The following is a 21,372-nucleotide window of genomic DNA, read 5'->3' on the forward strand; positions in this document are numbered from 1 at the left end:
AGAAGTTGAGCCCCATTTTCTTGATATGAAAAACTGACTAGCTTCGAATGAAGCTAGTCAGGAAAATCAATTAAAGACCTGCTAGTTTCGCAGTGTCTTCAGCAATTACTAGCTCTTCGTTAGTAGAGATAACCATTGCAGGGATACGGCTGTTAGCTGTAGTGATAGTACCTTCGCCGCCGAAACGAGCTTTAAGGTTAGCTTCACCGTCAACTTCGATACCGAAGATGCCTAGGCGGTTAAGAACCATTTCACGGATTGGGCCTGAGTTCTCGCCGATGCCGCCAGTGAAAGTGATTGCGTCTAGACGACCTTCTAGAGTTGCAGTGTAACCAGCTACGTACTTAGCTAGACGGTGACAGAACACGTCCATTGCACGAGTTGCTTCTTCTTTCTCACCGTAGTTGTCTTCAACGAAACGACAGTCAGAAGTCACTTCAGTTAGACCAGCAAGACCAGACTCTTTAGTTAGCATGTTGTTGATTTCTTCAACAGAGTAACCAAGAGCGTCGTGTAGGTGGAAGATGATCGCAGGATCTAGGTCACCACAACGAGTACCCATTACAAGACCTTCAAGAGGAGTAAGACCCATAGAAGTATCTACAGATTGGCCGTTCTTGATAGCACAAACAGAAGCGCCGTTACCTAGGTGACAGTTGATGATGTTAACTTCTTCAACTGGCTTGTTTAGTAGGCCTGCAACTTCACGAGTGATGAATAGGTGAGAAGTACCGTGCATGCCGTAACGACGGATGCCGTGCTCTTTGTACAGGTTGTACGGTAGAGCGTATAGGTAAGACTCAGAAGGCATTGTTTGGTGGAACGCAGTGTCAAATACAGCAACGTTTTGTAGACCAGGGAAGTTCTGTTGAGCCGCTTCGATACCGATAAGGTGAGCTGGGTTGTGAAGAGGTGCGAAAGTCGCAGCGTCTTGAATACCCTTAAGAACTTCATCAGTGATAAGTGCAGAAGAAGTGAACTGCTCGCCACCGTGTACGATACGGTGACCGATAGCGCCAAGGTTAGCTTTAAGCTCAGGCTTAGAAGCAAGAATAGTTTCTACCATGAAAGATAGTGCTTCTACGTGAGCTGCGCCCGCGCCTAGTTGTGCTTCATGCTTGCCATCAAGTTTCCACTTCATACGAGCTTCTGGAAGACCTAGACACTCAGCAAGACCAGTTAGGTGCTCTGCACCTGTTTCTGCATCAACAACAGCGAATTTAAGAGAAGAACTACCACAGTTTAAAACTAAAACTAGCTTAGACATTAATGACTACCTGTTTATTTTTCTGATCGAAATCAGTTAAGGATGAAAATTAATCTCAAGAATAGTCGAAGCACATAGGCTTGCGTACTAACCTTGGTCAAAAAAACGTTAATTTCCGTATAAAGTGAAAGCGCTCTTTATCAAAAAGAGGCTTGTGCATTCCTTGCAGAAGTCTTCTCAAAGTTGCTTAAATTGTAAATAAGGGCAACAATGAGATTGAGGTCTGCAAATAATAGCGATATTGTGCAAATATAACAAAAAAATTTGAAAGAATATTATTTTTCGTCAAATTTTTGTGTTTTTAGTTGATGATTTCAACTTTTTTTTAATGGGAGACTCATATGAGCAATAGAGTTGGTTTAGCTAGTAGTTTAAAAGATGGCCAAAAGTACATGGATCTCTGGCCCGTCCGAAAAGAGTTAAACGCGATCTTCCCAGAACAACGCATTATTAAAGCGACCCGTTTTGGCGTGAAAGTGATGCCTGCGATTGCCGCTATCAGTGTTCTTACACAAATGGTCTTTAATAATTACCAAGCGATGCCACAGGCTGTGGTTATGGCTTTGTTTGCGATCAGCTTGCCGCTACAAGGTATGTGGTGGTTGGGCAATCGCTCAAATACACAACTTCCGCCGGCGCTAGTATCGTGGTACCGCGAACTGCATGAAAAGATCACTGAAACGGGTTTTGCGTTAGAGCCTATGAAGCCGCGCCCTCGCTATAAAGAATTGGCAATCATTTTAAATCGTGCCTTTCGTCAGTTAGATAAATCCTCAATGGAGCGTTGGTTCTAAAGAATCCCAGCTCTCCCTCTTGTCTGAGAACAACTATTCATCTTCTATAGCTTGTTCTCAGATTTGCTCCTCTTTTTGTTACCTCGCTTACTTTCCGTTTAGCTTACCTGTCCTTATTCACTTGGTTTCTTACCTTCCTCCGAAGTCAATATAACCTTTCTCACATAACTCGAGCCTTGTTGTATTTTTGTTAAATATCACTTCAAGTTATCAATGGTTACTGGTAATAATGTCAATAGTGGTTTTGATGTTGTTCTCTTTGAGCGAGTAATGACGGGTAGAGCTTGATTCAGGGAGCGATAATGAGTTCTGTAAGAAAGGTATTGGCAGCGGTTTTAAGTTGCTTGATGTTGCTATGGACTGGCAATGCAATGGCAAACGTTGCCAAAGTGTCGGTTTCACAAGTTGTTGACCATCCAGATCTGAATGCGACACGTTTAGGGCTTCTTGAAGGATTGAGAGCCAATGGTTATGAACCCGGTAAGAACTTAGAATTCTCCTATGAAATGGCGAATGGTAACCCGGCTCAGGCAGCCAAGATTGCCAGAGAGCTCGTCAGTGAAAATCCACATGTACTTGTTGGTATCGCGACACCGACTTCACAAGCCTTAGTGTCGGCGACTCGCTCGATTCCTATCGTGTTTACCGCGGTTACGGACCCTATCGGTGCAAGGCTTGTTAAACAATTGGATAAACCGGGACGAAACGTCACGGGCCTTTCTGACTTATCACCTATTTCCCAGCACGTATCTCTTATTAAAGAATTACTCCCTAATGCGGATTCAATCGGGGTGGTTTATAACCCCGCCGAGGCAAATGCTGTCGCGTTAGTTGGGCTATTAAAGAAGTCGGCACGAGATTTTGGTTTTACTCTGCACACTGAAAAAGCGCTAACCATCGATGATGTAGAATCAAAAACCGAATCCATTGCTAAGAAGTCTGATGTTATTTACGCATTGACAGATAACACTGTTGCAAGTGGTATCGAAGGGCTTATAGAAGCTGCGAACCGGGCTGGAACGCCAGTGGTTGCCGGAGCGACGTCTTACGTGGGTAAGGGGGCGATAGCTGGCTTAGGTCTAGATTACTATGATGTTGGGGTGCAAACCGCCGATTATGTGGCTGCTATTCTGAACGGACAAAAACCGGGGAAGCTGAGTGTTAAAACTGCACAGAGTTCGCAACTGGTTGTGAATTTGGATGCTGCTCGTGAGCTTGGTGTCACATTGCCTCAGTCTGTGATTGATCGTGCGGTCATTAGCCGGTGAATTGAGTTTGGTGTTAGGTGAGCTAATAGGCCATAAGTCATATTATTAACAGCATTGAAATGGGCTCAGATAACAAACTCACCTGCTCTATATGTTGGCGCTTCTCTATTTTATTCATTTGTAAGCGGTTATTTGACCGTTAGGTGTGTCGTTAATATCAATTTACATTATTTTACGTCGAGCGAATTGCCGATTAATGTAATAATATTAATGGGGAAAATGAAAATAGCTGAACGCTAAGAGCACATTATATGAAAGTAAATAGGCACTTTAGCCTAACCTTTGTTTTCGGGTTTCCCGCTGTGATCGCCGCGATGTTACTTGGTCTAATAGGAAAGAATCATTTTGACGCGGTAGAAAAAGATATCAGTAGTGAGTTTCATCGTATTGAAGATGTGTTCAAAAGAACCACAAAAGTGGCGACAGCCCTAGACTACAGCTTCTCCAACTATTATAAATCAGGAAACCCTCTCTTTCTTGATCACAACAAACATGTTGTGGATGGTCTTTGCCAAATCTGGCCTATTGATGTATTGCTACTTGCCGACGGTAAAACCTCAGACATTCCCTCTGTCGATATCGACTATATGCTAATTGGTCAAGAGTCTCTTTGTTCTGAAAGCAGTGATAGTTATAAGAGCGCGTCAGAAAAAATAGCGTTAGCTCCTATTCTTTCATTTTTATCCCAGCTTGATGAATACCATGCCGGCGTGCACTTTATTGATACGAGCGGCTATGTGATCTCTTCACCTGAAGGTTTTGCCAAAGGGCTGAGCAAAGAGTTACTCTCGACCATAAAGAGTCGTCCTTATTGGCAGAAAACAGCCAACAACCCTGACCAACTTACCCTTTCAGGCCCTGGTTATCGTTTTGATTCCCTTGACCGTATAATCAGTATGACGATCCCTGTATTCCATAAAGGCGTTCACCAAGGGATGCTGTCGGTGGATATTAATGCTGACAAGCTGCTCGCAAACTCGAATGAGCATCTTGCAGGTCGGATCGATATCATTGATACCACTTTAGCGACTCCGGTAGATTCTGCGGCTTTTTATCACGAGATCAAACTGGATGGTGTCTCGTCTCACCATGCGATGTATTACAAATTAGACATCGCGAAAGAGGTTGAGCACTTTTTCGTCTACGAGAAAGACAGCCTTATTGTTGCCATCATTGTGTATCTGTTCTCAGTAACCATCTTCTTCTACGTCAATTCCAATATTGAACGTGGTTACTTCAAAGATCTCGCAGCCAAAGACCCTATGACAGGGTTATTGAATCGTCGTGGCTTAGAAGCGTTCTGGCGCAGTGTAGAGCACGATCAACTGTTTGCATTAACCGTCTTCGATATTGATGATTTTAAGTCAATTAACGACACCTACGGCCACGATAAGGGGGATGATGTGATTCGTTATATGTCGCGTCAGATCAGCAACAGTATTCGAAGCAGTGACGTTGCAGCACGGTTTGGCGGTGAAGAGTTTGTCGTTTATATGAAAGGCGAAGATCGTGAAACTTTGATGAGAACATTAGAGCGAGTGAAGAATGCGATTTGTTCCACTTCAGCCGACATTATTCCAAATGGATTTACGGTGTCTGGCGGTGTCTGCATTGTTGAAACTGAGCAAAGTAAACTTAACTTCGATGAGATATTTAAGTACGCCGATGAAAAGCTGTACGTGGCTAAGACGACGGGCAAAGACCGTCTTAAATTTTAACCACGTTATTGAATCGATGCTTTGTATGAAAATGAAAATGAAAATGAAAGAGGGAAGAGCGAACGTGTCTACCAAGCAAAGCTTATTTGCACCGGTAAACACGTTTGTAGCGTTGGGTATTTAACCCTAAACATAATCTTAAACAGGTTGGCGGCGTTCTTCTTGATAACGCTGAAGGCGTTCTACAATCGGTGGCGCCTTTTTGAAAGTACGAATTTCTTTAAACAGTTCGTTCGCTTCAGGGTAGCCTTTACTTAGATAAACAAACCACTGCTTCACTCTATTGGGGTAGTACATGCCTTTGTCCCCTTTAATTTGAAACTCTGAATAGCGCAGCAAAAGTTCAATGACTTTATCCCACGGCATTTTCTGGTGGTTGTGCTTAACGACGTTACCAAGGTTTGGAATATTGAAAGCACCACGGCAGACCATTAATGAATCGACGCCTGTTGCTTCTATGCAATCTTGACCATCTTGATAGTTCCAGATCTCCCCATTAGCAATCAACGGCAGAGATGTTTTTTCTCTTATTTGATTGATGAAGTCCCATTTGATTTCGCTGGCTTTATAGCCGCCAACTTTGGTTCTTGCATGCACGGTGAGTTCGTCAGCTTTGGCTTGTTCGATGGCATCGACGATTTCAAAGCACTCTTCCGGATGCTCCCAACCTAATCGAATCTTTGCGGACACAGGAATGTGTGCCGGTACCGCTTCTCGACAGGCGTTCACCACTTGATAGATGAGCTCTGGCTCTTTTAGCAATGAAGCGCCACCATTACTTTTGTTGACCGCTTTTGCTGGGCAACCAAAATTAAGATCGATCCCTTTCGCGCCTAAGCTAGCAGCTTGAAAAGCATTCTCGGCCATCCAATTTGGGTGTTGCCCTAGAAGTTGGAGATGGATTGGCACACCAGCCATGGTCTGAGAGCCTTGATGTAGCTCAGGGCAAATACGGTGGAACACATGCGGGGGAAGAAGTTGATCTACGACGCGCACAAACTCTGTCACACAGAGATCGTAATCATTAATCTCTGTGAGAATTTCACGCATTAGGTGATCTAGAACGCCCTCCATAGGGCCAAGTATTACGCGCATGTTGCTTTACCAAAACTGAATGAACCGAAAAATTCGAGGCGTGATTGTACGGTGTGCTTACAGAATTGTCACTATGAGTGTGGTGCATGTCTTAATGATGGTTTCGTCTCTTAATAGCGACATCTTTGGGAGGATGGCGTTATAATATCGAAAATGCCCAATATCCAGAGCTTTCATGACATATCAATTATTAAGCCTACCAGAATCAATCACTGACATTACTCCGCAGTTTATGGAAGGTGCAATCCTTGCCTCTAACTTAGCGACCAAACCACTCGATCCAGAAGAGTGGCTGGTTATCGTTGCGCCTGAAGCGGGTAAAGAGCTGGTAAAAACGGTGACAGAACAGATTAATCACCAGCACAACCTGATTCAGCGTAATGAATACCTATTAACAGACGTACTGGCTGAAGGTGACTTTAACGAACAGTTCGCTGATTTTTCTGAAGGCTTCATGATGGTTTGGCCAACAGTGGAAGAGCAGTGGCAGAGCGTGACAGTCGCGGATGGTACTCTGCGCATGTTGCAAGCGCTCTTAACCACCTTGATGCTTGCGATTGATGAAGAGCAAACTCAACAACAAATGATCGCTGCAGGGCTTACTAACCCACCATCGCTTGCCGATTTAGTGGGTCAAGTCGATCTGATGATCTCAGAAGTGGCAATGGCAGCGGATGAAGCTATGTTGGGCAATAAGTCCCAGAGCGTGAACCCGTTTAAAGACATTGGTCGAAACGACCTTTGCCCTTGTGAAAGCGGCAAGAAGTTTAAACAATGCTGCGGTAAAAGCAGCTAATCACGGCTTGTTGAGCAACTTAGTTTGTGTGAATAACAGACTCTCTTAATATGTTCAAAAGCTTAAGTAATAAAAAAGTCGACCTCGTGGTCGACTTTTTTGTTGTCCAAGTGTCAACGGCTTACTGCAAGTCCTTTTTCGACTTCACAAATTGAGAAATAACCACAATACCGAAAGCAACCAAGTTACCTGCAAAGATAATTACTAGCCACTGAGGCATAGAAAGATCGAAGAACTGCCACACAACCTTGCTGCAATCGCCGTAAGCCTCAAACATCCACGGAGCCCATTGGTTTAAAGGCGCCCAGCTAGGGAAGGTTACGAATAAGTCGCAGGTTGCGAAAGGGGACGGATTGAACTGGTAATCGACGTGCTCTAAAGCAAGCATCAAACCTTTGTATGCGCCAAATCCCCAGCTAGCAAGGCCTAACCAGCGTGATATTGGGTTATTCGGGGCAATCGCACCAATCATGGCGGCAACACCGATAGCGAGCATAGCAACGCGCTCATAGATACACATCACGCAAGGACCAAGCATCATCACGTGTTGGAAGAAGAGAGCGCACGCTTCAAAAAAGACAATAAAAGCCAGCAGTAAAAGCCAAGATAAACGTCCCTTAGAGAAGTCTTTGATCATTGCTAAAAAGTTCACGAATTGAATCCTGTCTATAAAATAAAAAAGCCCTGATTACTCAGAGCTTTTTATCTTGGATAAGTTTCCTAATCAACTAATATTTTTGATTAGTTAGTTATAGTTATTTTGGTTTGCGACACAGTGTTTAGCTTAGTGACCACCAGAGATAACTGGAGCAACGACTTCACCAGTACGCTGAATGATCCAACCTGCATCATAGAACCATGCTGTCATTGGCTCTACGAAGAACACAATGCCTGCTAGGCCAACCAGTGCCAATACGATGGTGTATGGCAACGCCATGATAACCATGCGACCGTAAGACAATCTAATTAACGGAGCAAGTGCTGATGTTAATAGGAATAGGAATGCAGCCTGGCCGTTTGGCGTTGCAACAGAAGGTAGGTTAGTACCAGTGTTGATAGCAACAGCAAGTAGGTCGAACTGATCACGAGTGATGATGCCTTCAACCAGTGCAGTTTTCACTTCGTTAATGTAAACCGTACCGACGAACACGTTATCTGAAACCATCGATAAAATACCGTTGGCAATATAGAAGAGTGCGAGCTGTGCGCCTTTATCTTCAACGTGAAGTACTGCATCGATGACTGGCTTAAATAGAGCTTGGTCGATGATCACAGCAACAACAGCGAAGAAAACGGCAAGAAGTGCAGTAAATGGCAGCGCTTCTTCAAAGGCTTTACCCATAGAGTGTTCTTCAATAACACCCGTAAATGCTGTAGCTAAGATGATCACAGACAGGCCAATCAAACCTACTTCAGCAACGTGAAGTGCAAGGCCGACGATAAGCCAAACTGCGATTGCACTTTGAACCCATAGTTTTGCTACGTCTTGCTTTGTGCGGTTTGCACGTTCTTTGTTGTCAAACTCAACTAAGATTTGGCGAACATTCATTGGTAGTTGAGCACCGTAACCAAACACTTTGAATTTCTCGACAAGTGTACAAGTTAAAATACCGCAGAAGAAAACAGGTAGTGTTACTGGCAGCATACGGATGATAAATTCACCGAACTCCCAACCTGCTTGCTTAGCAATTACCAAGTTTTGTGGTTCTCCTACCATGGTCATTACACCACCCAGTGCTGTACCCACACCAGCGTGCATTAGCAGTGAACGTAGGAAAGCACGGTAGTTTTCTAGGTCATCACGAGTTAGCTCTGAGATCTCTTCATCATGAGTATGATCGTGCGAAGACGTTGTGCCCTTGCCTGATGCAACCTTGTGGTAGATAGAGTAGAAGCCGACCGCAACGCTAATAACTACGGCGATTACTGTTAGTGCATCTAGGAATGCTGATAAGAAAGCGGCAGCAACACAGAAGGCAACGGAGAGTAAAATTTTAGATTGGATGCCAAGCAAGATCTTCGTGAAAATGAACAAAAGCAGTTCTTTCATGAAGTAAATGCCAGCAACCATGAATACGAGCAAGAGTAATACAGGAAGGTTTGCTTGCAGCTCGTGATAAACCATTTCTGGTTTGGTCATGCCAATGGCGACTGCTTGAATAGCTAATAGACCACCCGGTTGAAGTGGGTAGCATTTGAGAGCCATAGCTAGAGTGAAAATAAACTCAACCACCAATAGCCAGCCCGCAACAAATGGGTCAACTAGGAAGAAAACAAACGGGTTGATGATTAAAAAGGAAATGATGGCAAGTTTATACCAATCAGGAGCTTTACCAAGGAAGTTCTTGATAAAAGCGTTTCCGAGAGACATCGGCATGTTAATACTCTTTTATGTTGATTATGAATAGACAAGCAATACAACATTTTGAGAATCGAGCTATAGAAATTGTTAAAAACTATGACTAACAGTGACTTAGAAAAACTACATTCCATGTAATGTTCTGTGGTCTTGCCAAGTCACTCCCTTAGAAACTCAAGCACTGCTTATTTTTGAGCGCAACTTTACTCTTAGATAACATTTAGTCAACAGGAAAAGCCCTGTAGCCCTAAAAATACCTCTTTTTTGTTGAGAAACGCGATCAAAGTAGCGCAAGCATACCACTTAAAATGTGATAAAAACCGACTAGAATCAATATTTCAGCGAAATGATTGAAAATTACAGAATAACGACGGCTTATATATGATTATTACAACTTAATATTGCAAATTAATAGCTTTAAAAATATGACCAATCCCATTGATTTTAAAGAAAAATCATTGTGTTAACGGTTTGTTTAAATGGTGGTTTAGAGTCGCTTGCTTTACAAACCTGAGGTGCAAACGTGTGCTGAACTTTAGAGTTATAACTCTAACGGTGTTTAGGGTGAGTAAAATTTTTGAGGGTGTTTCCGCTAGGTGTGAACTAGTGGTATGATGAGTAAATTAGAACAGAATAATTAAATTGGATTGAAGTGTAGATGGTCATTAAGGCGAAGAGCCCGGCAGGATTTGCAGAGAAGTATATCATTGAAAGTATTTGGAATGGCCGTTTCCCTCCAGGTTCTATCTTGCCCGCAGAGCGTGAGCTTTCTGAGCTGATTGGTGTTACACGTACTACGCTTCGTGAAGTACTACAACGTCTTGCTCGTGATGGTTGGTTGACAATCCAACATGGCAAACCAACTAAAGTTAACCAGTTTATGGAAACCTCAGGTCTTCATATCCTTGATACGCTAATGACGTTGGACGTTGATAACGCAAGCAAAATGGTAGAAGACCTGCTTGCTGCTCGTACTAATATCAGCCCGATCTTTATGCGTTATGCATTCAAAGCAAACAAAGAAGCTTCAGAGCGTACTATCAGTAACGTGATTGAATCTTGTGAAGCGCTACTTGCGGCACCAACTTGGGATGAGTTCCTAGAATCGTCGCCATACGCTGACAAGATCAAACAAGCGGTAAAAGAAGATTCAGAAAAAGATGAAGCGAAACGTCAGACGATCTTAATCGCGAAGACTTTCAACTTCTATGATTACATGCTTTTCCAACGTTTGGCATTCCACTCAGGCAACCAGATTTACGGCCTGATCTTTAACGGTGTGCGTAAACTTTATGACCGTATCGGTAGCTACTACTTCTCTAACCCAGAAGCACGACGTTTAGCGATGGACTTTTATAAAGAGTTGTTCATTATCTGTGAAAGTGGCGAGCGCGAAACTTTGCCATTAGTGATTCGTAACTACGGTATCGCAAGTGCACAAGTTTGGAATGAAATGAAAACGACATTGCCGACGAACTTCACTGAAGACGACAGCTAAGGCATAGGTTTACTATTGTTGTTCCTGTTTAGTCAGTGACGTAAAGAAAACGAAAAAGCGGCGAGATAATTCAATTATCTCGCCGCTTTTTATTTATCTGTCGTTACTAAAAAATTATCAGTGGGTCAGTTACTTACCTATGACGAGTAATTTATCTATGTGTAGCAACTTAAAATTTATCTAGGAGTAGTAACTTAACCCGCAAACTCTTCTGAGTCTGGACGGTTGGTAAATTGCACACCGTTTAGAAAATCGCAAAGTAGTTGGTCTTCACACACTTTGTAGTTTTTGTTTTCTGGCTTGCGGAAGTAAGCGCCGATTTCGTACTTGCTCAAGCTAATGCCAACCACTTCTAGTACGTCCAAAACATCTTCTGCTTTCATGTTTAATGCGATACGAAGCTTCATGAAGATCATGTTGTTCGTCAGTGCAACTTCAGGTTTAGGTTGCTCGCCTTCTTTTTTGCCACGCTTAAGGTTGATGAAACCATTTAGGAATACCGCTAACTCTTTATCTTTCATCTTAGAGCATGACTTGTCGTTGTCATCTTTTAGCCAGTTAATCACTTGGTCATGAGCAACAGTCACATCAGCTTGTTCGATAGCTTTGATGATTTGTGCATTTTTAAGGTTTAGTGCGTGTTGAATACGACGCAAGATTTCGTTGTTAGTCACTGGGGATTCCTAAAAAGGGTTTTAGAGTAAAGAGGTGTTGGTTTCGCCTATTTTTTTCGACGAACCAATTTCTACTCTACATAGCATAGTTGACCGCGACTCTAACAGAGAACGCTAATTTTCGGTAGATATAAAAAATCCCCAATGCTGATTAACTCTTTCAAGTCAAAAATGCATTAGGGATTTAGTGATGGGTGCTTGTTATCTGACTGGAGTCAGAATTACATTACACGCATACCAGGTTGAGCACCTTCGTGTGGCTCAAGGATCCATAGGTCGCTGCCGCCAGGGCCCGCTGCTAGGATCATGCCTTCAGACATACCAAACTTCATCTTACGAGGTTTTAGGTTTGCTACCATTACAGTTAGCTTGCCTTCTAGCTCTTCAGGTTTGTATGCTGATTTGATACCAGAGAATACTTGGCGAGTCTCACCACCGATGTCTAGTTGGAACTTCAGTAGTTTGTTCGCTTTTGGTACTTCTTCACAAGAGATGATACGAGCGATACGCATGTCTACTGCTGCAAAGGCATCGAACTCAATCTCGTCTGCGATTGGCTCTTTGTCTAGCTCAGTTTGGCTTGCTTGCTCTTTTTCAGCTTCTGCTTTTTCTTTCGCTGCTGCTTCAGCGGCTGCATCTTCTTTAGAAGACTCAACCATTGCTTCCACTTTCTTAGGGTCAATGCGGTTGAATAGCGCTTTGAACTTAGTGATCTCGTGATCAGTTAGCGGAGTAGCAATCGCTTCCCACGTTAGCTCTTCGTTTAGGAAAGCTTCAGTGCGAGCTGCAAGCTCTGGCATCACTGGTTTCAGGTAAGCCATCAGTACGCGGAATAGGTTAATACCTACAGAAGAAACTTGTTGAAGCTCAGCTTCTTTGCCTTCTTCTTTTGCAAGAACCCAAGGTGCTTTTTCGTCGATGTACTGGTTAGCTTTATCCGCTAGTGCAGTGATTTCACGGATAGCACGGCTGAATTCACGAGTTTCGTATAGCTCACCGATACGCTCAGCAGCAGCAACGAATTCGTTGTATAGCTCAGGCTCTGCAAATTCAGCAGCTAGCTTGCCTTCAAAACGCTTAGTAATGAAGCCAGCGTTACGAGAAGCTAGGTTAACAATCTTGTTTACTACGTCAGCGTTTACACGTTGAGTGAAGTCTTCAAGGTTAAGATCTAAGTCATCGATGCGGCTGTTTAGTTTCGCAGCGTAGTAGTAACGTAGACACTCAGGGTCTAGGTGGTTTAGGTACGTGCTTGCTTTGATGAATGTGCCTTTCGACTTAGACATCTTCGCACCGTTCACTGTTACGTAGCCGTGTACGAATACGTTGTTTGGCTTACGGAAACCTGCGCCGTCTAGCATTGCTGGCCAGAATAGGCTGTGGAAGTAAACAATGTCTTTACCGATGAAGTGGTAAAGCTCAGTTGTGCTGTCTTTCTTCCAGTATTCATCGAAGTTTAGATCGTCACGTTTGTCACATAGGTTCTTGAAAGAAGCCATGTAGCCAACAGGTGCGTCTAGCCATACGTAGAAGAACTTGTCTTTTTCGCCTGGGATTTCAAAGCCGAAGTAAGGTGCATCACGTGAGATATCCCACTGTTGCAGACCAGACTCAAACCATTCCTGCATTTTGTTTGCAGTTTCATTCTGTAGAGAGCCTGAACGAGTCCACTCTTTAAGCATGCTTTCGAACTGAGGTAGGTCGAAGAAGAAGTGCTCAGAGTCTTTCATTACTGGAGTTGCGCCAGAAACCGCTGATTTAGGGTTAATTAGCTCAGTTGGGCTGTATGTCTCACCACAGTTATCACAGTTATCACCATACTGGTCTTCTGACTTACACTTAGGGCAAGTACCTTTTACGAAGCGGTCTGGTAGGAACATCTCTTTCTCAGGATCGAAAAGCTGAGAAATAGTGCGGCTAGAAATGAAGCCGTTCTTTTTAAGTTCTAAGTAGATGTGAGAAGCCAGTTCACGGTTCTCTTCGCTGTGTGTGCTGTGGTAGTTATCAAAGCTGATATCAAAGCCAGCGAAGTCTTTTTGGTGCTCTTCACTAACAGCAGCGATCATCTCTTCTGGCGTGATACCCATCTGTTGAGCTTTAAGCATAATTGGCGTGCCGTGAGCATCGTCAGCACAGATGAAGTTTACAGTGTTGCCACGTAGACGCTGGTATCGAACCCAGATATCAGCTTGGATATGCTCAAGCATATGGCCAAGGTGAATAGAGCCGTTAGCGTACGGAAGCGCACAAGTTACCAAAAGTTGTCTTGGATCAGTTGCCATACTTAATAATTCGCTTTTTTGATAGGTATAAATTTGAGAGGTAATACTACTTTATAACGTGTGATACGCCAAGGTATCAGACTAAGGATTCCCCTAGTTTTTTAGGGGTTCAGTCTTCATCTCGTGGGTGATAGCATAAATAAAAAAAGGAGTCCCAATGCGTAACTTTACTTCTAAGCAAGATTTCTGTTCATGGTTGAATGAGTTCGAGTCACCAATCCTCATCCCAGAGTGGGCGCTACACCAAAATATTGTATCGGTTGATCCGCGTGGATCATTTGTTATCACCTTACCTTTTGCCGCTAATCAGCTTGCGGTTGAATTGGAACAGTGGATTCACTCTCAGATTGAACAACAGCTTGTTAGCGCTTTTCAGTTTGAAGTGAAGGTGAAGCCGTCTGCGTTAGAAACCACGGTTGCGACACCATTGAAGGGGGTGAAGAACATCATCGCCGTGACATCTGCAAAGGGTGGGGTGGGTAAATCGACCACTTCAGTCAACCTTGCTTTGGCTTTATCTAAGTCTGGTTCAAAAGTGGGTTTGTTGGATGCGGATATCTATGGTCCTTCTGTACCTATGATGCTTGGCCAATTAGATGCGAAACCAGAAGTCCAGAATAACAAGTGGATGATGCCAATCGAAGCGCACGGTATTTTCACTCACTCTATCGGTTATCTTGTGTCGAAAGATGACGCTGCGATTTGGCGCGGTCCAATGGCGGCCAAGGCTTTAGGTCAGCTTGTTAACGAAACCGTATGGCCAGAGTTGGATTATCTAGTTATTGATATGCCACCGGGCACGGGCGATATTCAGCTGACGTTATCGCAACAGATCCCAGTGACCGGGGCTGTAGTGGTGACCACTCCTCAAGATTTGGCGCTAGCGGATGCACGTAAAGGCGTAGCGATGTTTGATAAGGTGAGTGTGCCAGTCGCAGGCTTAGTTGAAAACATGAGCTATCATATTTGTAGTCACTGTGGTGAGAAAGAGCATATCTTTGGTGTTGGTGGTGCCGAAGCTATGTCAGAAGAGTTTTACCTCGATATTTTGGCACAGATCCCTCTTCATATTGATGTGCGAGAAGATATCGATGCAGGTTGCCCGACGGTGATTCGTCGTCCAGATAGTGAACATACACGTCACTACTTAGAGCTTGCAGAGAATGTGGCTGCGAAGATGTTCTGGACCGGCAAGGCGAGACCAGAAGCGATTAACTTCTCTATGGTTGAATAACGAATCTATGGTTGAATAGCGCAAGTTAATCACAAAGTCGTTTAAATATAGTTTGGATTAGATAAACAGCGGTTGGATTTAGGCTGATAGCCATTGGGGTTGTGCAAATAGTTGTAGGCAAGTTATTTGAAAGCAAACGATTGCATTCATTAAATGCATTGATATCATCAATTTGACTGCAATTAGCTAAAATGGCGACTAGAATCTATGTGCTTTAGCCCCTATAATCAGGCGGTTTATCTCTTCCCACCACCAAACCATATCGGGTGCAAAATTAATGTCTGATAATAATCAATGTGTCATCGTAGGTATCGCTGGCGCTTCAGCTTCAGGAAAAAGTCTGATTGCTAGTACAATTTATAATGAATTGCGCGAAAAAGTAGGCGACCATCAAATTGGTGTTATCACGGAAGATTGCTATTACAGCGACCAAAGCCACTTGAGTATGGAAGAGCGTGTTAAAACTAACTACGATCACCCAAATGCACTAGATCATGATCTTTTATGTGAACATCTACAGCAGCTAATGAGTGGCAACGCCGTAGAAGTTCCTGAATACAGCTACACAGAGCACACACGTACTTCTGAAACGACTACACTTACTCCAAAGAAAGTGATCATTTTAGAGGGTATTCTGCTTCTAACAGACCCGCGTCTTCGTAAACTAATGCACGCAAGTGTGTTTATGGATACACCATTAGACATCTGTCTATTACGCCGTGTTAAGCGTGATGTAGAAGAGCGTGGTCGTACAATGGACACTGTACTTAAGCAATACCAAGAAACAGTACGTCCAATGTTCATGCAGTTTATCGAGCCTTCAAAACAACATGCAGACATCATCGTTCCTCGTGGTGGTAAAAACCGTATTGCGATTGATGTGCTAAAAGCGCACATTGCGAAGTTGTTGAAGTCTTAATCGAATAAAATTTTGCCTAAGTGACTCACTTAGCTTTATTTTTTACCGAATCAGTGGCACTTTTATAGTGCCACTTTCTTTTGGAATCTAAGCAAGGAATATGCGGATGAAGAAACTACTCATTTTCATAGCTGTACCAGTGTTTGTTGTCGTTGCAGCAATTCTGGCACTAGTGCTGTTAGTGAATCCCAACCAATTTAAGCCATTAATTGTCGAACAAGCCCAAAAACACACAGGCCTAGAGCTAGTGATCGAGGGTGATATCAGCTGGCAATTCTTCCCATCCATTGGCTTTGAACTTGGTCAAACTGAATTACGCAACCCTGAAGGTTTTACGCAACCTAACCTATTTAAGGTTGATACCGTTGGCGTTGACGTTTCGGTTACTCCGCTATTTAGCAACCAACTAGAGATCGGCAACATTACTCTAGATGGTGCAGAATTCTATTTAGAAACGCTTAAAGATGGTCGCAAGAACATTGATGCACTAACGCAAGCGTCAGCGCCTCAAGAATCTGAGCCTGCAGCAGGCACAAGTTCTGAATCAGCGCTTGCCCCTCAAGAGCAAACTACCACAGACGCATCGGGTTGGACGATCAACCTTGCAGGCGTAACTGTATCAAACGCATTGTTTGAAATGGACGACAAGCAAGCGGGTTCATTCACTAAGCTATACGATGTGTCTTTGAATCTTTCTGAGTTTGCCGTTGATACATGGACAACCGCGACATTTGCGGCTTCTGGTGAGAACAATCAACAGAAGTTCTCTGCACAAGGCAGTGCAGAATTCAAATTAGCTGAAGGCTTTGCAAGTTACGCACTTCGTAATATCGACTTAAACGCTAAGTTCAATGATCCAGCGACGTCGATTGAGTCAGCAAAAATTGGCTTGAATACGTTTGAGTTCGATAAGGTAAACCAACTGACTTACGCTGTAATCGGTAATGCAGCTGGCCTTGACCTTGATCTTAAAGGTGGCGGTGAACTTACTGTTGATAGCGCGATTTCAAAAGCAACGCTGAACAAGTTAACGTTAGACTCAACATTCAAAGGCGACACGCTTCCTCAGTCTCCAATGAAAGTCGACATGCTGTCTGACTTAAGCTTCGATCTTAACAAGAGCCACCTGAGCTTTGTGTTAGAGAAGCTACAAGCTAACGCTATTGCATTAGACGGTAAAGCAGACGTAATCCTATCTGAAATACCAAAGGTTCGTTTCTCTCTTCATAGCCCGAATATTGATTTAGATGAATTCTTAGGCTTAGGCAATACAACAGAAACAGCGAGCACAGCGCCTTCTGGTTCTGCTGGTGGTTCAACGTCAAGTTCTGGTAGTTCAGATCCAGCTAAAGAAGTGGAACCTGATCTGTCGGCTCTGAAAACGTTAGACGTGAAAGGTGACATCACGATTGATAAGTTCAAGGCGAACAACGCGAAGATGCAGAATGTTAAAACCGCATTTTCGGTTAACCGTGGTATCGCAGAGCTAACCTCATTCACCTCGAATCTTTACCAAGGTTCTATTTCTGCTACTGCAAAGTTAGACGCTCGTAAAACACCAGCGACTTACACGGCTAAGAAGAAAATCAAAGGCGTGAAAGTACAACCGTTACTGGTTGATGTTGCAGATAACGATATGCTGGAAGGTACCGGTAATATTGATGTCAACGTGAAAGGTAAGAGTCTAACTCCGACGGGTATCAAGAAAAACCTAGTCGGTACTATCGCGATTAACTTTGAAGATGGTGCAGTTAACGGCATCAACGTAGCTCAACTGATTCGAGAAAACTACGCTAAGATCAAGGGCGAGAAAGTTGAAAGCATAAATGAAGCTCAAAAAACGGACTTCAGTGCAATGAAAGCGACGCTGAAAGTGGATAAAGGTTGGGTTTCAACTAACGACTTATCAGCACAGTCGCCACTGTTACGTGTGACAGGTCAAGGTAAAGCAAACTTCATCAATGAAACGGTCGACTTCCTTGTGCGTACATCAATTGTGGGTTCACTTGAAGGTCAGGGCGGTAAGAGCATCGACGACCTGAAAGATGTGACTATCCCAATTAAGGTAACAGGTCAGTGGGCAGCCCCGAAATTTGCACTTGTTTTTGATGATGTATTGAAACAGAAAGCACAGAAAGAAATTGATCGTGGTTTAGAAAAGTTAGACGAAAAGTACGGTGACAAGATCAAAGATGAGAAAACAAGAGACGCAGTAAACGGTCTACTAAAAGGTTTGTTTAACTAGTCTTCATCTCATTTAAAAATGAACAAAGCGCCACTCCTGTTGTAGGAATGGCGCTTTTTATTTTTGGCTCGATAATACTCAAGAGAGATTCCCTATGACACTCGTCCCTCGCTCTAGGGAATGACGATAGGCCGTCGTCCTTTGTTCAAGAGCGTAACGGCCTAGTGGTCGTCATCCTCGAGAGGGAAGAATGACCGAGTCGGGGACCTCTGGTTGAAGGTGATTACCAGTCAACGCCTTGTAGCGCTTTAACACCAGATTCAAAAGCGTGTTTCACATTGCGAACTTCAGATACTGTATCTGCTATCTCAGTAAGAGTACGGTGCGCGCCACGACCTGTAATGATGACAGACTGCATTTTCGGACGGTTATTCAACGCCTCAACCACTTCATCGAGTTCGATGTAACCGTAGCTCACCATGTAAGTCAGCTCATCAAACAGAATCACATCAATCGACTCGTCAGCCAGCATGCGCTGACACTCTTTCCATACACGCTGTGCAGCTTCAATATCTTGAGCCTTGTTTTGAGTTTCCCAAGTAAAGCCTGTGCCCATGACTTGGAACTCGACATCAAGCTTTTGCAGAACGTTTTTTTCGCCGTTATCCCAGGTACCTTTAACAAACTGAGCAACGGCGCATTTCTTACCATGACCAACTGCACGTGTAATCGTACCAAAACCGGATGTTGATTTACCTTTACCGTTACCCGTGATGACCAGCAATAGGCCTTTTACTTCTTGTGCTGCAGCGACACGTGCATCGACTTGTTCTTTTACTTTCTGTTGTCTTGCTTTGTGGCGTTGTTCTTTGTTGTCTTCAGTCGACATAACAAATCCTTTTAAGTTGTGATTGCGTCTATCATAGCCTAACTTAACGATAGCAAAAACCATCGGAAGAACAGGTGATTAGGGATGAAAAAGATACTCGTAGTTTGTATGGGGAATATTTGCCGCTCGCCAACAGGTGAAGCGGTGCTAAGGAAGAAAGCGCAACAGCTGGATATTGATGTTGTGGTCGACTCTGCGGGGACGATTGGTTTTCATCAAGGCAACCCGCCAGACTCGCGATCCAAATCTGCAGGAGAGAAGCGAGGCTACAGCTTTAAGGGGATTACTTCTCGTAAAGTGGTAGATAATGACTTCGAAGAATTTGACCTGATACTCGCGGCCGATAGGGCGAATTTAGACGACTTAATGAGCCAATGCCCAGTTCACCTCCAATACAAGCTCGCATTATTTTTGAGCTTTGGAGAGTCACAATATCAAGAGATCCCCGATCCGTATTATGGTGAGGGAAATGGTTTTGAATTGGTGTTGGATTTAATCGAAGAGTCTAGCGAAGCGATACTGCGTTCGATGTAGTGTAGGAACAATGTACGTCGTTTTGTTATCAGCGTAAGGGCTGACCGATAGGTATAAAAAAGGCCGACATTGAATGTCGGCCTCTCTAAATCTAACTTAAAGCTACAGCTAAGATTACTTAGACATTACTTTGTAGATTGGGTCTTCTGCAACGTTCGCTTCAACTAAGCTACCTGCTTTGTGCAGCATAGCAACACAGTCTTGGCTTAGGTGGCGAAGGTGAAGTGTTTTACCTAGCGCCGCGTAACGGTCAGCAATCGTGTCGATCGCTTCAATTGCAGAGTGGTCAGTCACGCGTGAGTTTGCGAAATCAACGATTACATCTTGTGGATCGTTGTATGCGTCAAACAACTCTAGGAAGTTAGCCGTTGAACCAAAGAAGATTGGGCCGTTAACTTTGTACTCTTTTGAGCCTTCAGCGTTTACTGATGTATCTGCGTAGATGTGTTTAGCATGTTGCCAAGCAAACATTAGCGCAGAAGCGACAACACCAACACCTACTGCCACAGCAAGATCAGTCAGTACTGTTACTACGGTAACAAGAACGATAACGAAGAAGTCTTGTTTAGGAACGCGACGCGCAAGCTTGAAGGTTGCCCATTCAAATGTGCCGATAACAACCATGAACATTACGCCCACAAGTGCTGCTAGAGGAATCATTTCAATCAGTGCAGAACCGAACAGGATGAACATCAGTAGTGCAACTGCGGCGACGATACCTGAAAGACGACCACGACCACCTGAGTTTACGTTGATCATCGATTGACCGATCATCGCACAACCACCCATCGCACCGAATACAGAACACGTTACGTTAGCCATACCTTGACCAACACATTCACGGTTAGATTGACCACGAGTGTTTGTCATTTCGTCTAGTACTGTCAGTGTCAGCAGAGATTCAATCAGGCCGATAGCCGCAAGGATAATTGCGTAAGGCAGGATGATCTGTAGTGTATCTAAAGAAAACGGAACAGCAGGAATTGAGAATGTTGGAAGAGAGCCCGCTAGCGTAGCAGCTTCGTCACCAGACATTGTACGTAGGAAGTCGACAACAGTGCGAGTTTCAAGGTCAAGACCCACAACCAAAGCCGTTACTGTAACAATAGCAACTAATGAAGATGGTACTGCTGTTGTTAGCTTAGGTAGGAAGTGGATGATAGCCATTGTAAGGGCTACTAGACCTAGCATTAGTGTCATTTGACCGCTTGGTAACCAAGTCAACGCACCTGTTACGTCTGGCGCTTTAAATTGACCAAGTTGAGCTAGGAAGATAACAATGGCCAAACCGTTCACGAAACCAATCATTACTGGGTGTGGAACGATACGGATAAATTTACCTAGTTTAAATACACCTGCTGCAATTTGCAGAAGGCCAGCCAGCATAACGGCTGCGAATAGGTATTGAACACCATGGGTTGCCACTAGGCTCACCATTACAACGGCCATTGCGCCGGTTGCGCCAGAAATCATACCTGGACGGCCGCCAAAGACAGAAGTGATTAAACCTACGATGAATGCTGCATAAAGACCAACCATTGGGTCAACGCCAGCAACAAAGGCGAATGCTACAGCTTCAGGTACCAGAGCCAGGGCTACTGTAAGACCTGAAAGCACGTCATTCTTTACAGAGTGCTTTGAAAATTGTGGGAATTCGAACATGTTTGCTCAGCTATGCTTAAGATGGATTTACCGACACGGGTGTATTGCGTAGCCAAACAGTGATGGAAAAGAGCGGCAATAGCGAAGTGTCGAAAAGATAAGTGCGCGAATGCTACCCAAAAATGTGATTAAGTTCAAGGTTGAACCTAACTTTGAGTAATATATCTGTTAATTTTTATTCGATTAGTAGATATGAAA

Annotated in this window: 17 protein-coding genes; 9 read left to right on the forward strand and 8 right to left on the reverse strand. The window is 43.7% G+C overall.

Translation table 11 applies throughout. The features are described 5' to 3' along the window. Positions 1 to 70: 70 nt before the first annotated feature. The gene (locus AB4161_RS20125) at positions 71 to 1,267 is read right to left on the reverse strand and encodes an acetate kinase (protein ID WP_017107306.1); all 1,197 of its coding nucleotides are present in this window, start codon (positions 1,265 to 1,267) and stop codon (positions 71 to 73) included. 341 nt (positions 1,268 to 1,608) lie between these two features. On the opposite strand from AB4161_RS20125, the gene yfbV reads away from it, so the two are divergent. The 3 genes from yfbV (at position 1,609) to AB4161_RS20140 (ending at position 5,047) form a co-directional block, all read left to right on the forward strand. Further along, positions 1,609 to 2,061, forward strand: a complete 453-nt coding sequence (yfbV, locus tag AB4161_RS20130) for a terminus macrodomain insulation protein YfbV (protein ID WP_017062168.1) — start codon at positions 1,609 to 1,611, stop codon at positions 2,059 to 2,061. A 302-nt stretch (positions 2,062 to 2,363) separates the two neighbouring features. Then, positions 2,364 to 3,329: an ABC transporter substrate-binding protein gene (locus AB4161_RS20135; RefSeq protein WP_372084084.1), complete on the forward strand. Its 966-nt coding sequence runs from the start codon at positions 2,364 to 2,366 to the stop codon at positions 3,327 to 3,329. Positions 3,330 to 3,580: 251 nt separating this feature from the next. Then, a complete protein-coding gene (locus AB4161_RS20140; protein ID WP_017069188.1) occupies positions 3,581 to 5,047 on the forward strand; it encodes a sensor domain-containing diguanylate cyclase in 1,467 nt (488 codons plus the stop codon). Between the two features lie 138 nt (positions 5,048 to 5,185). Here the strand turns inward: AB4161_RS20140 and dusC are convergent, their stop codons facing one another. Beyond that, positions 5,186 to 6,142 carry a tRNA dihydrouridine(16) synthase DusC gene (gene dusC / locus AB4161_RS20145; protein WP_017069187.1) on the reverse strand — a complete coding sequence of 319 codons (957 nt, stop codon included), beginning with the start codon at positions 6,140 to 6,142 and terminating at the stop codon, positions 5,186 to 5,188. A 175-nt stretch (positions 6,143 to 6,317) separates the two neighbouring features. Between dusC and AB4161_RS20150 the strand changes: the two genes are divergently transcribed. Then, a complete protein-coding gene (locus tag AB4161_RS20150; protein WP_102398544.1) occupies positions 6,318 to 6,938 on the forward strand; it encodes a YecA family protein in 621 nt (206 codons plus the stop codon). 121 nt (positions 6,939 to 7,059) lie between these two features. Here the strand turns inward: AB4161_RS20150 and dsbB are convergent, their stop codons facing one another. Continuing rightward, on the reverse strand, positions 7,060 to 7,575 hold the full coding sequence (dsbB, locus tag AB4161_RS20155) for a disulfide bond formation protein DsbB (protein WP_029235613.1): 516 nt from the start codon (positions 7,573 to 7,575) through the stop codon (positions 7,060 to 7,062). Between the two features lie 147 nt (positions 7,576 to 7,722). After that, entirely contained in the window at positions 7,723 to 9,315 is a 1,593-nt protein-coding gene (gene nhaB / locus AB4161_RS20160) for a Na(+)/H(+) antiporter NhaB (RefSeq protein ID WP_017069185.1), read from the reverse strand. A 640-nt stretch (positions 9,316 to 9,955) separates the two neighbouring features. Between nhaB and fadR the strand changes: the two genes are divergently transcribed. Then, positions 9,956 to 10,795 carry a fatty acid metabolism transcriptional regulator FadR gene (gene fadR / locus AB4161_RS20165; protein WP_017062161.1) on the forward strand — a complete coding sequence of 280 codons (840 nt, stop codon included), beginning with the start codon at positions 9,956 to 9,958 and terminating at the stop codon, positions 10,793 to 10,795. A gap of 194 nt (positions 10,796 to 10,989) precedes the next feature. On the opposite strand, the gene AB4161_RS20170 is transcribed toward fadR, so the two are convergent. Both AB4161_RS20170 and metG read right to left on the reverse strand, forming a co-directional pair. Beyond that, positions 10,990 to 11,469 carry a DUF1456 family protein gene (locus AB4161_RS20170; protein ID WP_010437231.1) on the reverse strand — a complete coding sequence of 160 codons (480 nt, stop codon included), beginning with the start codon at positions 11,467 to 11,469 and terminating at the stop codon, positions 10,990 to 10,992. Between the two features lie 221 nt (positions 11,470 to 11,690). Next, positions 11,691 to 13,751 (reverse strand): methionine--tRNA ligase, encoded by a 2,061-nt coding sequence (metG, locus tag AB4161_RS20175; RefSeq protein WP_017062160.1) that lies wholly within the window; start codon positions 13,749 to 13,751, stop codon positions 11,691 to 11,693. 157 nt (positions 13,752 to 13,908) lie between these two features. Here metG and apbC point away from each other — a divergent pair, with 157 nt between their 5' ends. From apbC to AB4161_RS20190, 3 genes are all read left to right on the forward strand, one after another. Next, positions 13,909 to 14,985 (forward strand): iron-sulfur cluster carrier protein ApbC, encoded by a 1,077-nt coding sequence (gene apbC, locus AB4161_RS20180; RefSeq protein WP_017063474.1) that lies wholly within the window; start codon positions 13,909 to 13,911, stop codon positions 14,983 to 14,985. Positions 14,986 to 15,262: 277 nt separating this feature from the next. Next, positions 15,263 to 15,904, forward strand: a complete 642-nt coding sequence (gene udk / locus AB4161_RS20185) for a uridine kinase (RefSeq protein ID WP_004734002.1) — start codon at positions 15,263 to 15,265, stop codon at positions 15,902 to 15,904. A 106-nt stretch (positions 15,905 to 16,010) separates the two neighbouring features. Then, complete coding sequence (locus tag AB4161_RS20190; RefSeq protein ID WP_372084087.1) at positions 16,011 to 18,149, forward strand: AsmA family protein; 2,139 nt, start codon at positions 16,011 to 16,013, stop codon at positions 18,147 to 18,149. 223 nt (positions 18,150 to 18,372) lie between these two features. Here the strand turns inward: AB4161_RS20190 and cobO are convergent, their stop codons facing one another. Beyond that, complete coding sequence (gene cobO, locus AB4161_RS20195) at positions 18,373 to 18,978, reverse strand: cob(I)yrinic acid a,c-diamide adenosyltransferase (protein ID WP_017062158.1); 606 nt, start codon at positions 18,976 to 18,978, stop codon at positions 18,373 to 18,375. 84 nt (positions 18,979 to 19,062) lie between these two features. Between cobO and AB4161_RS20200 the strand changes: the two genes are divergently transcribed. After that, positions 19,063 to 19,512 (forward strand): low molecular weight protein-tyrosine-phosphatase, encoded by a 450-nt coding sequence (locus tag AB4161_RS20200; RefSeq protein WP_017067202.1) that lies wholly within the window; start codon positions 19,063 to 19,065, stop codon positions 19,510 to 19,512. Between the two features lie 114 nt (positions 19,513 to 19,626). Here the strand turns inward: AB4161_RS20200 and AB4161_RS20205 are convergent, their stop codons facing one another. Further along, positions 19,627 to 21,174: a SulP family inorganic anion transporter gene (locus tag AB4161_RS20205; protein WP_017062156.1), complete on the reverse strand. Its 1,548-nt coding sequence runs from the start codon at positions 21,172 to 21,174 to the stop codon at positions 19,627 to 19,629. Positions 21,175 to 21,372: the final 198 nt, after the last annotated feature.

The sequence above is a fragment of the Vibrio sp. 10N.286.51.E5 genome (assembly GCF_041469125.1).
Classification (GTDB): Bacteria; Pseudomonadota; Gammaproteobacteria; order Enterobacterales; family Vibrionaceae; genus Vibrio; species Vibrio crassostreae_C.